General features: G+C 36.9%; 1 protein-coding gene. It reads right to left on the reverse strand.

The genetic code is table 11. The features are described from left to right. Nucleotides 1-8: 8 nt before the first annotated feature. Nucleotides 9-18,254, reverse strand: a complete 18,246-nt coding sequence (locus CELAL_RS07360) for a T9SS type B sorting domain-containing protein (protein ID WP_013550271.1) — start codon at nt 18,252-18,254, stop codon at nt 9-11. Nucleotides 18,255-18,280: the final 26 nt, after the last annotated feature.

The raw sequence follows: 18,280 nt of genomic DNA on the forward strand, positions 1-18,280 counted from the left end.
TAATTTTTTTATCTGTACAGGGTAAAATGTCCGACAAATTCTCTTTCATCGTTTTCACCTTGTAGTTTTATTATGTACCAATAATCACCGGTTGGGAGCTCAGTGTCTTGGTAAAGGCCATCCCATCCTGGGTCGTTTGCACCCAGTCTATAAACCTCTCTACCATAACGGTCAAAAATGATCATTAGTATATTTGGGAAGCCTTCTAAATTTTGAGGAATCCATGTATCATTCTGTGAGTCGTTGTTCGGTGTAAAGAAATTAGGAATCTCTATATCAATGAATTCCATTTCAATACTTGCAATAGCCTCACAACCATTACCATCTACAACTGTTACGGTATATGTACCCGATTCATTGATGTACATAGTGTTATCATCTTCATTGTTTTTATCACCAAAATAGAAGGTATAATTACCATCACCACCAGCTGCAATTGCTGTAATTTCATTGATATTATTATTTTCTAATGAAAGTACTAATGGATCAAAATTTTCTATGGTAAACGGTATAATTTCTAGACAACCATTTAAAGAGATAATAAGTGTATGATTTCCAGGAGCAATGTTCGTAAAATCTGGCTCCAGACGTACATCTGTAGAATTTTCATCATCTAATTGATATAAGGCTAAACCTTCTACACTTGTATCTTCATGAGTTACTACCAAGTAATTATTAGGTGTATCTCCTGTACATTCATATACTGGTGTTACTGTTGCTTTTAGGTTTACACCTTGAGCAATGGTTACTTGAACATTTGTTTCACAACCTAAATCATCTATGACATAAACGGTATGTTCTCCAGAAGCTAAATCAGTATAACGAATCATATTAGCTACATAACTTGTATTTTTTAGTCGTGTACTGTAGGGCGCTGTGCCACCAGAAAGCACTAAATCTATACTTCCGTCATTGCTACCTAAACAAGTTTCTCCTGTTGGTGTTGCATCTATAACTATTGGTGTTGCCGCAGTAATGGTATACACAGTCTGTACAAAACACCCATTTTTATCTTGGGCAATTACGGTATAGATACCTGGGGCTAAATCTGTAAATGAATTGGTATCTTCAAATTTGGCTAAATTTGGAGAAATAGCGTAGAGATAATCACCAGATCCACCAGATAACGAAACATTGATATATCCGTTGGTATCACCAGCACATATAATTGCGGAGTAATCATCAGTGTATACTAATGGTGTTGGTTCATCTATAGTTATTACTGTTGTTGTTTCTTCACAATCTTCACTAGTTACTTTTATATAATAGTTTCCTGCAGTTAAATTTCTAAATATTCCATTAGTATTAGGACCTTGTAAAGGTGTAGTACTTGTTGGGGTATCTAATAATTCATAGAAATAATTTCCTAATCCGCCACTTGCTCTTGCAATTAATTGTGCTGTATTTTCTCCATTACAACTTATAGTTGCTGCGGTTTCATCTACTACAATTGTAATCGGAGCAACAGGTTCTGCTTTTATTTCATTAGAGAGTGTAGAGGTACAATTAAATGAATCTTGTACATAATATCTATACGTTCCTGCACCAGAATTTCCAGAAGCAAGAGTATTAAATATATGTTCATTTCCATTATTAAAGGCTGTAAAACTCACACCGTCTGTACTAAAACTATAAGGTGCTGTTCCTCCATTTGCTGTTAGTAATAATTCTAAATTATTAACACAAGTTATAGATTGTGTCATGGTCAATGAACCAAAAACATCTACAGGATCTGTGATGGTTGCTATTGGTGTTTCTGTAGAACATCTTACATCATCAGCTATTGATATACTATACAATCCAGAGAATAAACCTGAGAATGTATTTGAAGTTTGCGCTGCTGAGGTAGTTACAATTACGGTTCCTGTTGAATCGTATGTATTTAATCTATATTGTAAAGTTCCAAGTCCGCCAGAAGTAACTGTTGCAGTTACAAAACCAGTATTATCACCATAACAAGCTAAAGTAATATCTGCTGAAATAGCTGCTACAATTGGGTCTGGTTGTACTAGTATTTGAGAATACGTATCATTAACACAACCAAATGCATCTGTAATGGTTACTGCAAAATTACCAGCTGATAAGCCTGTAAAAATATGAGCTTGAACCCCTGTTTCAGTAAATGTTTGTGTAGCAGAAGCTATCGTAATGGTATAAGGTCCTTTTCCTCCAGAAGGATCTACTAAAATACTTCCTCTATTACCATCACAAGTTACATTAGACTGTTCACTAACTACTGCTGTAATAGGAAACTCTGGTGCATTAATAGTTACTGCATTAGAATTATCAGTACAGAACGTACTTGTAGCATCTGTCTCTATAATTTGAACATAATAACTACCGCCTGGTAAATCATCAATTACAAGTGCTGTACCTGTATTTCCTGATAAAATTCCAGAATAGGGTGTACCATCTGCTCTAAATACTTGGTAGTCATAGCCTCCTGTATAATTGGCTATAGTTACATTAAAACTACCACCATTTACACCATCATTTAAACAAGTTTCATCGGTAACTTTTACCGCTGTTACTTCAATAACCTTAGGATCTTTTGCACTATGTGTAGTGCTTACAAAACATCCTGTATCATTATTGGTAATTGTGATGGTATAGTTTCCTATTCCTAATCCCGTAAACTGTTCTGAACTGTTTGTAGAACTTATAGTTTGCCCATATCCGTTAGCACTAGAAACTACATAGGTTAAATTAGGTAATGCAGTTGCTGGAGTGATGGTTATACCCACCGTAATAGTTTCATCATCACCATTACAGGTTACCGTATCATCAATGATAACTGTTGGTGCACTAATCCCTACAAAAGGAGTTATGGTTGCTGTAGTTGTATCTGAACAACCCATATCGTCATACACCGTAATGGTATAATTACCACCCGCTAAGTTTGTTTCTGTGTATTCTGCATTGCTACCATCTTGTACCGGAGTACCTGGTGTGGCATCATTTACAAATACGTAACGTACATAGTTACCAGAACCACCAGTTACTAATCCGGTAAGAGCTATAGTTGCATAGTTAGTTGTATTTCCAGTAGTACAATCAAATTCTGATACTGTTGGCGTTCCAACAGTTAATGCAGCCGCAGGTTGTGCTATTGTTTGGTTTATGGTTACAATACAACTATTAGTTCCGGTTACTGTAATGGTATAACCAACACCAGTTGTATTTGCTAAGCCTGTAAATACAGCACTTGTTGCTGTACTGCTTGTTGGGTCAGTAGGTATCGTTAACGTAGTACCATCCATAGCTGTAATTTGGAAGGTATATGGATCAAAACCATTTGCCAATATACTTACAGAGATGGTTCCATCGGCAGCATTGAAACACGTTACATTAGTAAAGGCATCAATTGTTGGTGTTGCAGGAAGAACGGCAGCTTCTTGTGTTTTACTAATAGCTACAGAACATAATGTTGCATCTGTTATGGTGAAAGAATAGGTTCCATTTTGGGTTAATGTAGAGAAGATTCCGTCTGTATTTGCTGTTAAAGGCGTTCCGTCTGGGAATGTTCCTGTATAGTTAAATGGTCCGTTACCACCAGTTTGTGATATGGTTATTTGTCCACCAGGATCTACAGTACAATCGATAGCTTTCACTACGGTAGCTAAAGGCACCATTTCTTCGTATAGCGTAATGGCATTTGCTGTTGGAGCAAAACAACCCCACTGATCACTAACAATTACTTGATACTGTCCAGCACCTAGGTTACTAAAGGTATCATTAGTTTGAATTGGTCTTAGGTTTACATAAGCAGTACCATCAAAACGTTGTAATTGGTAGCTATAGTTAGTTCCTTGACCACCTGTTTGATTGATTACTTGCACTTCTCCTTCAAAATTAGAACAGTTTTCATTGGTTAATTGAAGGTCTGCAGTAATCGCAGTTGGTAAACTTAAAGTGATGTCTGCTAATTGTAAAGAACAACCACGACTATCTATCACCCAAATTTCATACGTACCTGCTGCTAAGTTTTCAAACTTAGGAGTAGCCACATAGTTGCTTGCATCCGTAGGATCTGGATTAGCTGTAGTACTTACGTAGTACGCATAGCCACCCCATCCGCCAGTTACATCAATAATTTCAATAACTCCGTCGGTACCTGGAACACAAGTAATAGGCGATTCAATAGGAGTACCTGCTGCTAAAGCATTTGTAGGTTCTGCAATACTAAATGGCGCTCTATTATCACAAGTAGGCACGCCATCTTGAGTGAAAGTTACATAGTAATCTCCTGCCAATAAAGCATTAGCAGTAAAATTAGGAGAACTTCCTGTTATTCCTGTTGTTGTTGTATTTGCATTGAACACCTCCCAAGAATAGGTTCCAGAATAGGTTGCATCATCCACTGTAAAAGTTGCAGTTCCTGTTGCAGTTCCCATACATATTACATCTGTAGTTACCGGAGTAGCTATGGTAAATGTATTTGGATTTTCTACGGTATGAGAAATAGTAACCACACAATTGGTATTTATATTTCTCACTTCAAAAACATGATTTCCTATGGCTAAATCTGTAAATACATTAGAAGTTCCGAATGCATTAGGTAATACTCTAAATTCATAGTTAGCAAGACCAGCAGGCGTACTAGAATCGGTTATAGAACCAAAAGCATTAATGGTAACATCTTCACCAGCATTTACACATGATATTGCTTCATCAATAGTAATGGTTGGAGTTAACAATTCATCAAAAGCATCAATGGTTGCTGTAGTTGTATCTGAACAACCCATATCGTCATACACCGTAATGGTATAATTACCACCCGCTAAGTTCGTTTCTGTGTATTCTGCATTGCTACCATCTTGTAATGGAGTACCAGGAGTGGCATCATTTACAAATACATAACGTACATAGTTACCAGAACCACCAGTTACTAATCCGGTAAGATCTATAGATGCATTATCATCTGTATTTCCTGTAGCACAAACAAATTGTGTAACGGTTGGTGTTGGTACATCTAATATTAGAGGTTGCGTAATTGTTTGCGTAATTGTTGTTGTACAACTATTTGCAGCGGTTACTGTAATTTCATATCCTGCTGCTATTGTATTTGCCAATCCTGTAAATACAGCACTGGTATTGGTAGTGCTTGTAGGATTAATAGTTGCCACAGCACCATCCATACTTGTAATTTGGAAAGTATACGGATCAAAACCATTTGCCAATATACTTACAGAGATGGTTCCATCGGCAGCATTGAAACACGTTACATTAGTAAAGGCATCAATAGTTGGTGTTGCAGGAAGAACGGCAACTTCTAGTGTTTTACTAATAGCTACAGAACATAATGTTGCATCTGTTATAGTGAAAGAATAGGTTCCATTTTGGGTTAATGTAGAGAAGATTCCGTCTGTATTTGCTGTTAAAGGCGTTCCGTCAGGGAATGTTCCTGTATAGTTAAATGGTCCGTTACCTCCAGTTTGTGATATGGTTATTTGTCCACCAGGATCTACCGTACAATCGATAGCTTTCACTACGGTAGCTAAAGGCACCATTTCTTCGTATAGCGTAATTGCATTTGCTGTTGGAGCAAAACAACCCCACTGATCACTAACAATTACTTGATACTGTCCAGCACCTAGGTTACTAAAGGTATCATTAGTTTGAATTGGTCTTAGGTTTACATAAGCAGTACCATCAAAACGTTGTAATTGGTAGCTATAGTTAGTTCCTTGACCACCTGTTTGATTGATTACTTGCACTTCTCCTTCAAAATTAGAACAGTTTTCATTGTTTAATTGAAGGTCTGCAGTAATCGCAGTTGGTAAACTTAAAGTGATGTCTGCTAATTGTAAAGAACAACCACGACTATCTATCACCCAAATTTCATACGTACCTGCTGCTAAGTTTTCAAACTTAGGAGTAGCCACATAGTTGCTTGCATCTGTAGGATCTGGATTAGCTGTAGTACTTACGTAGTACGCATAGCCACCCCATCCGCCAGTTACATCAATAATTTCAATAACTCCGTCGGTACCTGGAATACAAGTAATAGGAGATGTTGTAGGAGTACCTGCTGCTAAAGCATCTGTTGGTTCTGCAATATTAAATGGCGCTCTATTATCACAAGTAGGTACACCATCTTGAGCGAAGGTTACATAGTATCCACCAGCAAGTAAAGCTGTAGCTGTAAAATCTGCAGAAGTACCTGTTTGCACAGAGGTATCATCTAAATAGTTTGTAGGCGTATCATTATCATCAAATACTTCCCAAGAATAGGTACCTGTATAGGTGGCATCAGCTACTGTAAAAGTTGCAGTTCCTGTAGCAGTTCCCATACATATTACATCTGTAGTTACCGGAGTAGCTATGGTAAATGTATTTGGATCTGTTATATTAATTGAAGTGAATAACTCACAATCCGTATCCACATGTCTTACTAAGAAGTTATGTGTACCCACTCCTAAATTAGGAAATACACTAGAAGCTTGCCATGTAGTACCATTATCATTACTATATTCAAATTTAGTAGTATCACTATTTGTTGAGGTAACTGTAATAGTTACTTCTCCATCATTTCCAGGACTACAGGTAATTGCACTAGAAATAGCTGAATCAATAGTCAATAATTCATCAAAAGCATCAATAGTTGCTGTTGCTGTTCCAATACATCCATTGTCGTCATAAACAGAAATAGTATAGTTACCACCTGCTCTATTGGTTTCTGTATAGATGGTATTTGTACCGTCTTGAACGATTGTTGAAGTTGTTGTATTTTCAAATATGTAGCGTACATACGTTCCTGATCCGCCACTTACCGTATTTACAGTAATGCTTGCATTGTTATCTGTATTAGTACTTGGTGTACATGTAAACTGTACTACATCTACTAATGGATCAATAGTTACAACCACTGCTGTAGGTTCTGCAATTTGTATGGCAGCGCTATCTGTTGTACAAGCGTTAGTCGTAGCATCACCAGTAACGGTAACCACGTACCCTGCTGCAGTTGCTGTAGGCACAAGACCTGTAAATTCTGCGGTTGTATTTGTAGAACTTGTAGGAGCTATAGTTTGAGGCGTTCCATCTAAAGAGGTAATTTCAAAAGTATAAGGCCCTGTTCCGTTATCTACTGCAGTGATCGTTATAGTACCATCATTATCACCAATACACGTTATTGGTGTAGCAGCTGTTGTACTGATTACAGGTTCAACTCTAACTGGAACGTTTACTGTAAATACTCTATTACAACTTACACTACTAGGAGTAGCTGTATCATAAATAGTAATGATATAATCACCAGCTGCAGAGGCGTCATAAACAAACGGACTTGTCAAAGTTGTTTGTGCTACTGTTGCAGCTCCAGAGATTGAATATTCATAGTTTCCTGAACCTGTTAGAGCTTCGATTGTAATGGTTGCATCAGGTGTACCTGTACAATCTAATAATTTAGTTAATTCTGCTTTTGCTGAAAGCACAGGGTTTACGATATATGCTGTTTCTTCAGCTGTACATCCATTACCATCAATTACATAAACATTATAGCTTCCAGGAGTAACATTGGTAAATAAACCATTATTATCTAAGTAGCTTGTTGGCATAGGATCTCCCGCGGCAACAATAGCATAACGTAAGTTTCCGGCAGCAGAAGTACCTACTGCTTCAAGGCTTATTGGAGCAGCACAATTGTCTTGTGTTACTGTAATAGTCGGTTTAGGAGTTAAGCCTAATGTTACAGGAGCTAGTGTTACCGGACATCCGTATTGATCATTTAAGGTCACTATATAATCTCCAGCAGGAGAATTTACAGGTATTTGTATTGGATTACTTGTTAAGCCAGTTAACGTAGTTGTACCATCAGGATAAAGAACATCAAAAGTATACGGAGCACCGCCACCACCATTAATTGCAGATACTGTAATTAAACCAGGTAAATTACAAGAGATATCTCTAGTTGGTGCAGCAGTTGCAGTTAATTCTCTAAGTTCATCTACTAATACATTTTCACTACCACCTCGGCAAGTATCAGTTGTTCCATCTGTTTGCCAAACTTCTATATAATATTCTCCTTCGGCTAAATCAGGAACGATAATAGTATTGCTGTATGGGACGTTACTAGCTGGGGCAGGAACAATAGCACCACTAACCGCAGTCGGACTTAAATTTCCTAGTAGGTACACTTCCCATCGCATTTGTGTACTTGATGTTGTTGGATTAAGAGTAAATATTATTTCGCCATTACCTACACCTGGAGTAGCACTAAAACAACTAGGTATAACTTCAGTAGTAATTACAATTGGAATATTTGAAACAACATCATTAACATTAACATTACTTTGTCTAATACAACCAGCAGTATCTTCAACGTAGAACACATAGGTTCTACCTGGAACTAATAAAGGTAATCCAGGAAGTTGAGGTGTTGTAGGATCAATATTTGCGAATGTATGAGATGTTCCTGCTGGAATTCTTGCAGTCCATACAGGTGTTGATGTTCCAAAACTAGCAGGATCATCTGTATATGTATATCTATATCCGTTTGTATCATCTCCATTACTACCTCTAACAGTAACCTGTAAATCATTACAATCTAGTATTTGTGGAAATAAGGTAATATCTAAGCTATCTAAAGGATAAGGAATAATATATCTAGGAAAATCTTTTTGACAAATTGTACCACTTGCTAGGGTAACACGAATAGATGGATTAACTGCAGTTCCAGAAGGATAACCTCTTAATTCATTGGAGTTCTGCCAAGTTGTACCGCCATCAGCGCTATATTCTATTGTACCAGTTGGAGTAACTACATTTGTAAATTCAAATCCATATAATAAAGGATCTGGATCATCACAAACAACAGGTAATATAGGCGTAATATCTGCTGTAATTTCTACTGCATTGTTAATTGTAATTATAGCTGAAGTAAGAGAACATCCATTAACATCTGTAATCGTAATTTCATAATTACCAACACCAATTCCGCTAAAAGCATTTGTTGTTGCGTTGATGTTCGAATAACTTACACTATAATCAATACCATCTGCTGGAGATAAATCTGTTAAGGCATAGGTATATGGCATGTTTCCACCAGCAGCAAGAGCATCAATAGAACCTAATCCATCATAACATTCAGGATCTGTTGGAGTTCCAGAAATAGTTAAAGTAGCTGCCGTATTTACAATGATATCTTCTTCGGTAAACGAACATAGAGAACTTACACCATTATTATCAAGCACATACACATCATAACCAGCAGGATTAGCCGTTGCCATAGCATTGGTTACCGTTAAGCTATTTGATGTTGTATATAATCCAGTAGGATCAGTATTGGCAGGAACTATTGCGTATACTAAAGTTCCGTTACCACCTGTAGCATTTACTGTAATACGACCATCATTACATGAACTAACATCTAGAACAGTTGTAGTTACTACTAACTGTGGAGTCAATACCACTGTTTCTTGTACGGCATCACAACCAAAACCATCTTTTACATCAATGGTATAGGATCCATTTGCTAAGCCTGTAAAGGTATAGGTTGTTGCACTCACTGGAGAAGGAGTAATCCATGCCCCACCATTGATACTAAACTGGAAATTTTCATTTCCAGGTGTAGAGGTAATATCTACTTGTATCGTACCATCATTGGCACCAGAGTAACAGGCTGTAGGAGTTGCGGTAAATGTAGGTACTTCTGGAGCATCTACGGTTACCGCCGGTAAGGTTACATTTGTACAGTTTCTGCTATCTAAGATACGTACTACATAGTTTTCACCACTTGCATTTGCAGGTACATTAGTAAATGTAGCTGTAGTTTGGTATGCTCTAAGTATAGTTCCTGTATTTGTTTCTAATTGGTAGGTATATGTTGGAGTACCTCCATTAGCTACTGCTGTAATTGTTGCACCCGTATTAGCACACGTAAACGGTGTTGTTATACTAGCTGTTGCTGTAATTGCATTAGGCTGTGTAAGATTTTGCGTTAAAGGAATAGTACATGTTGTTGGACTACTTACATCTCTAACGGTAATTGAATAGTTTTGTGCGGTTAAACCAGTAACGGTTTCAGCACTTGTAAACGGACCTACAAAAGTGGTACCATCTAAAGAATATTCAAATCCACCTGCTCCAAAATTAGAAGCGTTAATAGTGAATCCTCCATTGCTTTCTCCAAAACAAGTGATGTTTATTGGTGCAGAAATAGAAGCGGTAAATGCTCTACCACTAGCTACGTTTACGATAATTTGCGTGGTACATTCACTTCCGTAATTTACCTCAATGGTATGGTTTCCTGCGGCAATAGTATTAAATACATTTGCTGTAGTTCCTGTTTGTGGTGTTCCACCATCAATTGAATACGTATAAGAAGCATCAAAAGGAGCGATGGTTATATTACCTGTTCCTTCACAATTGTAAGTAACACTACTTGTTAATGTTGGTGCAATTGGTAATGGATCAATAATGACGTCACTTAAAGTAACAACACAAGTAATTGCCGCTGCATCTCTTACGTCAATAGAATAAGTACCATCTGTTAATCCAGTAAATACTGTTCCGCCGGTAGTTGAAGCGGTCCATGCACCACCATTAATACTGTATTGGTAATCACCAGAACCACCAGCTGTAGGAGCTATACTTCCTACGGTAATTTCTGCTTCACCACTAGGTAAACAGGTATAGTCTTTTGTTTGAACAGCTTCTGCAGTAATTGCATTAGGTTCGTTTATGACAACACTTAAAGGTTCTGTACATAAATCTGCATCTTGAACTAACACTTGATAGGTTCCCGCTATTAAATTTGGAAAGCTTGAAGATGTTGTTTGATAAGTCGCCCCATTATCAATACTGTAACGATATGGAGCATTACCACCTGTTACGGCTAAAGATATAGCACCATCAGTACCTCCAAAACACGTAACATCTGTTAGAGTTTCTGTGATTGCAATAGGTGCATTTTTGATGATAGTAATATCAAACATATCAAAACAGAATCCTGTTGCACCTGCATGATCACGTACATATACATCATAATCACCTGCTGCAGCAATAGCAATAGGATTGGTTGTAGCAAAATCACTAGCTACAGGAGTTACCCCATCTGCTACAATAGCATAGACATAATTAGCATCACCACCAGTAGCGGTAATAGTAACATCTGTACTTGTAGCACAGGTTGTAATAGCACTTGCAGAAGCGGTAACGCTTAATTCAGGATTAATGGTTATGGTTTGCGAAGCAGCAGAACAACCATATCCATCTTGAACATTTACGATATGATCTCCTGAAGCTAAATTGGTAAAGGTATAGGTAAAAGCCGTTGTAGGTGTTGGTGCTACAAACGGACCGTTATCAATACTGAAAATTAAATTTCCATTACCACCAGTTACGTTAACTACTATTTCACCATCACTGGCACCAGAGTAACAGGCTGTAGGAGTTGCGGTAAATGTAGGTACTTCTGGAGCATCTACGGTTACCGCCGGTAAGGTTACATTTGTACAGTTTCTGCTATCTAAGATACGTACTACATAGTTTTCACCACTTGCATTTGCAGGTACATTATTAAATGTAGCTGTAGGTTGGTATGCTCTACTTATAGTTCCTGTATTTGTTTCTAATTGGTAGGTATATGTTGGAGTACCTCCATTAGCTACTGCTGTAATTGTTGCACCCGTATTAGCACACGTAAACGGTGTTGTTATACTAGCCGTTGCTGTAATTGCATTAGGCTGTGTAAGGTTTTGCGTTAAAGGAATAGTACATGTTGTTGGACTACTTACATCTCTAACGGTAATTGAATAGTTTTGTGCGGTTAAACCAGTAACGGTTTCAGCACTTGTAAACGGACCTACAAAAGTGGTACCATCTAAAGAATATTCAAAACCTGCTGTTCCAAAATTAGAAGCGTTAATAGTAAATCCTCCATTGCTTTCTCCAAAACAAGTGATGTTTATTGGTGCAGAAATAGAAGCGGTAAAAGCTCTACCACTAGCTACGTTTACGATAATTTGCGTGGTACATTCACTTCCGTAATTTACCTCAACGGTATGGTTTCCAGCGGCAATAGTATTAAATACATTTGCTGTAGTTCCAGTTTGTGGTGTTCCACCATCAATTGAATACGTATAAGAAGCATCAAAAGGAGTGATGGTTATGTTGCCTGTTCCCTCACAATTGTAAGTTACACTACTTGATAATGTTGGTGCAATTGGTAATGGATCAATAATGACGTCACTTAAAGTAACAACACAAGTAATTGCTGCTGCATCTCTTACACGAATGGTATAAGTACCATCGGTTAACCCTGTAAATACAGTTCCACCGGTAGTTGAAGCAGTCCAAGTTCCTCCATTAATACTGTATTGGTAATCACCAGAACCACCAGCTGTAGGGGTTATACTTCCTACGGTAATTTCTGCTTCACCAGCAGGCAAACAGGTATAGTCTTTTGTTTGAACGGCTTCTGCAGTAATTGCATTAGGTTCGTTTATGACAACACTTAGAGGTTGTGTACATAAATCTGCATCTTGAACTAACACTTGATAGGTTCCAGCTACTAAATTTGGAAAGTTTGAAGATGTTGTTTGATAAGTCGTCCCATTATCAATACTGTAACGATATGGAGCATTACCACCTGTTACGGCTAAAGATATAGCACCATCAGTACCTCCAAAACACGTAACATCTGTTAGGGTTTCTGTGATTGCAATAGGTGCATTTTTGATGATAGTAATATCAAACATATCAAAACAGAATCCTGTTGCACCTGCATGATCACGTACATATACATCATAATCACCTGCTGCAGCAATAGCAATAGGATTGGTTGTAGCAAAATCACTAGCTACAGGAGTTACCCCATCTGCTACAATAGCATAGACATAATTAGCATCACCACCAGTAGCGGTAATAGTAACAGCTGTACTTGTAGCACAAGTTGTAATAGCACTAGCTGAAGCAGTGACGCTTAATTCTGGTGCAATTGTAATATTTTGAGGAGTTGTTGTACATCCTAATTCATCTTTTACATTGATGATATACGTACCAGAAGCTAAGTTGTTAAATACATAGGAACTTGCTGTGGTAGGCGTTGGAGCTACAAACGGACCATTATTGATACTGAACAGTAAACCGCCATTACCTCCGGAAGCATTTACGGTAATAGTACCGTCACTTGCTCCAGAATAACAAACAGAAGGTGTTGCTGTAAAAGTCAAAGCCGTAGGTGCTGTAATGGTAATAGCTGTATTTATAGGATCTTCACAACCACTATTATCTCTTGCAATAACAATATATTGACCTGCAGTAACATTCGTAAAAATTTTATTAGCACCGTTGGTTGCAAAGTCATACGTTCCAATTACTGTTCCCGCAGTATCTTCTAATTGATACACATAGGTTGGTGTACCTCCTGTTGCGTTTGCAGATATGGTAGCTCCGGTATTTGAGCAGGTAAAAGGGTTGGATATTACAGCTGTGGTATTTACAGCGGTTGGTTGTGTAATTGTTCTTGTTATTTGTTGAATACAAGTAACATCATCTACTCTTCTAATATCAATAGTGGCTGTGCCAGCACCCAATACTTGTGGCGTAGTTACTGGAGAAACTAGTGATGTGGTATAATTTACACCATCTGTAGAATATTCGAATCCATCTGTAGCATCAAAATTTAATACTTCAAAAGTTATGGTCCCATCTGTACCACCAAAACACGTTACGTTTGTTGAAGAAATATAATTAGCTTCAAAAGCTTTATCATTTTCAACAGTTACTAAGTTTTCTACAAATAATTCACATACTTCAGGAATTTGATAGACCTCTATATCATCGATTGCTAAATCATTACCATCATTACCCACTTTATCTGTTCTAATAACAAACTCTAATGAGGTATTAGCACCAGGGTTTAGATCTGCTGCAAACTCTGTCCAATCGCTCCCACCTGTATTTTTAGCAATATCTCCAGTTCGAATGGTTTGAACAGGAGTTCCAGTACCTGTTTCTTGTATTTCAATTATTAAGTTAGGATCTAATCCAGAACTAGTACTTTTTAAGAGGTTTAGTATCCATAAGGAAACTCTTAAAGGTTGGTTTGGAATAATATCATTTATTGTTTTTGTGTAAATTACTTGTCCTGTTGCTGGTGTACCAACATTAATAACTAAGTAACGACCGTTACCTGTTCTGGTACCGGTAGTATGGTCAATAGGATTTATCCAAGAGCCAAAAGGAGAAACTAATCTGCTTGTTACTGTATATTCATAGTCATTAATATTACTATTGCTATCACCTGGTGCATTTCCAGTTTGATCTTCATAGGTATACCCTACAGTATTTATACTAGAAGTAGTTGCACCAGAACCAAAATTTTCTACCAATAATAAACTTGGCGTTGGCGGAGTTTGAGAGGTGTAATTCGTAGTAATGGTATACGTACCTGAAGCTATACTACTAAAAATATTAGAGGTTTCATCAGGACTATTTAAGACACCATCTATTTCATACGTATAATCATAGGTGCTAATATTTGAATTTAAAGTAATATTCCCAGTACCATCACAATTGTAATCTACCACCGGAGTTATAACAGGTTCTACGGGAGCATCTTCTACATATACATCCATTGCAAACTCACAACCAAGAGCATCTTTTACCACTACAGTATTATAATTTCCTGGAGGAAGTATTGCAGTACTTGCGGTACCAAAAGTTGTTCCACCATCAAAACTGTAGGTGAACGGTGCTTGACCACCAACAACATTGGTAATACGTACTTCTGCACCTGCGGGATTACAAGTTACATCTCTAGATACCCCTGCAGAAGCAGTTAGGGTTGCTGTTTCTGTTATGGTATGGGTTTCTGTTATATTACAACCAGAACTATCTGTTACAACAATATTATAAGTACCTGCTCCTAAGCCAACAAAGCTTGGAGTGTCTTGCGTTGTTGTACCACCATTAATACTATATTCAAAAGGACCAATACCATTTGTAGTGCTTATCGTGATACTAGCATCATTATTTCCGCTACACGTAACAGGAGAATCATCATTAATAGAAATGGTCATACCACCCAAATCTTCTATGGTAACGGCATTAGATTCTATAAAACAGTTATTAGCATCTACAACAATAAATTCATAAGTACCTTCTTCGCCTGCAAAGTATTCATCAATACCATCATCATCCGTATCTCTATATCCAAATTTAAAAATAGGATCTGTGGTATATTCTGATGCAGGAACATCACCCAAAGTACTGTATAAATCGGTACCATTGACACTCCAAATAGCATAACTATATTCAGGATTAGGGAATCCGCCTTCAGGGGTCAATGTTATAGTACCAGCGGTACAGCCAATATTTGCTATTAATGCGGCTGTTAACCTTAAATCATCAACCTTCGTTACTGTTATATTTTGTGTACTAGTACAGCCATCTTGTGTGGTAACAATTACCGTATAGTCATCAGGATTTAAGTTTTCAAATGTATAGTTATTTGATGTTTGAGCTGTTACAAGATTTACTCTGGTTCCTGTACCATAGGAATGCGTAGTACCATCGTTAAATCTCAAATCATAGGTATAGTTAGCTCTTACATTTAGGGTTTGTATATTAATTATTCCTAAAGTGTAACAATTCTGTGGTGTGGTAGATAAATTAACGGTAAAGTCTCGGTCTCTTATTCCTATTTCTGGGGATTGAAACTCACAAGAATTTGCAATTGGATTTCCTGAACTGTCTAATTGACGAATGTCTACCCTATAGTTCCCTGCAATAGCAATATCAAAACTATTTCCGTTGTTTGCGCTAAAAGGAACTTGTATGCTATTAGCATCTAAATTAATTAACTGAAAGCCATATCCAGAACCAAGATTGGTTATGGTAATATTTCCATCTGTATCACAAAAAATATCTCTAGTGGTTGTATCTACTGGTAAGTCGTTCTTAAAGGCACTAAAATAATAGCGACTAGAACACCCATTTAAATAATTAATTACTAATCTATAATCCCCAGAATCAGTAAGTGTAAAGGCATTTCCTGTGGCTATGGTTGAATAACAACTATTTCCTTTATTAGGACAAGCAGGATCTGTAGAGGTACAACTAGTATTTAATTCTTGCCATTCTAAACTTACAGCATCTGGAATGTTTATTTCTATTAACTCTGTATCTGCTGACCCGCATAAGAAAATATTAGCCAAATACTCACCATCAATAGAACATCTTAATATTTCACCTTGAATATCATTTGAAATATCTGCGTCACTATTTCTATCGTTAAAAAAGTCTATGATAGGATTTGTTTGGGTTGTTCCAAAAAATTCTACAGTAATGATCTCTTGGAAACCTTTACAAGGATCTGCAACTATTTTGTCTACTATATAGATTCCAGGTTCTGTAACTGTTAATGTACTTAAATCTCCATCAGGATTACCATCATTTAAAACGGTATCAACACCTAAATCTATTACGTTGTTTTCATTAACATCTCTGTACCAGATATAATCATCAAAATTATCTCCAGCATTTAAAATAACATTATCACCACAAAGTTGTACTGTTCTAGAAAAGTCACAATCGGACAAATCATCTAGTAAAAAGTTGGTAGCACCCGGCGTTATAAACCCACAAGAATCAAAATCTGTAACACTTGGATCATCTGTAATTACATTATCATTATCTACTCCTTGATAGGTAGAATATGCTAAATTCTGAATTTGGTTGGTACACGCATTGACAAAATCAAAGCAGTTTTCTGCCACTTTAACTTCCATGCGAATGGTCTCCACAGGAGCACCTTCAATGATTAAATTATCTGGTATGGTAAATACGATAGTTCGTGTAGTAGCGTCATAAACGTAGGTAACTCCAGGAGGTAAATTTCCTGAAGTTGCTAAGGCTGCTTCATTTAAAGTTATATTTTGAGGTAAAACATCGCGAATTGTATAGCTTGTAGCATCATCATTCCCTACATTTTCAAAAGATAATATATATTTTAAATTATCCCCTAAATTTACGCCAGAGCCTGTTAAATCTACAGTTTCTGCTAAATTTGTCACTCTTTTTTCAAGAATAATTTTAGGTTCAATAATTTCAATATTAAACGAGTTGAAAAAAGGATAGTATTGATCTCCGTTAGAGGTAAACCTAAATGTTGCCTGTGTGGCATTATTATCAATAATAGAATTACCACTATTGGTTAAATTAAAAATGTCAGTATCATATCCTAAGGTATTTATACTATTAGGATTTCTGTTGGTAGTTACTGTTCCATTGGAAGAAATATTACTATTAAAAAAGTTGTTGGAAGGGTTTGCACCGTTATTAATAGTGGTAAAAGGATCTGTTGTTTTCTCTCTAATACGAAGTCTATCTCCTGTAATTGAAAAATCTCCTTCTAATGCTGCTGCCCCAATATTTGCATTTACGTATCCTGCTGGGATTGTTTTGAATCCAGAATAGTTAATATCTACGTTTGGATTGCCAGAATTGACTCTTGCAAAACCATCAAAAGTGGTAATTAATTTACCACTAAGTGTTGGGTTCTCATATACGATTACTAAGGTCCACCCCCCTGCAGCACCACCGGATAGTGATCCTACAACAGAACGGACATTGGCTACAGTATATTCTCCTGTTGGGTCTGCCATAGGAGTCATTAAGTTGGTTATTTCTGCATAACATGCATAAGGACTATTAGCCCTGTTTTGATTATCAGTTGCGGTAAAACCATCATATAAAACTTCATCTGCAGTAATGTCTACATAGGAGCCTCCTGGTATTTTTAATTTTACACTGTTAAAATCATTTTGTCTGTTTGTTCCTAAAGATTGGCTTGCTTGCTCACTAGGGTAGGTTGCAGACCAATATAAAGCAGCATACCGTATTAAATTACAATCAACATTAGGGAAATTTAATGAGGCAGAACTAGAACTAAATGTTGAGGTATCGCTATCAACATCAATATACTGCATGTCTTTAAAATCATTAAAATTATAAAAACCACCTGTTTCATTATCATAGTAATTGGAAGGTTCATTTGAGTTTACCCGAAGATTTTGATTGTTATAAGCATCTTCTGGTTCGGTAGTAGAAGTACCACCATCTCTATTAACAATGTTATTGGCAATAAAGATTAAATCACCTTTAATATTATTTTGATACCTGAAGTTATCTCCAGAAGGATACGTTCTTGTAAAAGGCGTATATTCTTGACTAAATCCAAGTTGTGTTGCACCAGCGAAACTTAATAGCGCTAGTATGACGTATGATTTTCTTAAAAACAAAGTTCTCATTTGCTGTTTGGTTTGGTATCTAATTG

Source organism: Cellulophaga algicola DSM 14237 (assembly GCF_000186265.1).
GTDB classification, from domain to species: domain Bacteria; phylum Bacteroidota; class Bacteroidia; order Flavobacteriales; family Flavobacteriaceae; genus Cellulophaga; species Cellulophaga algicola.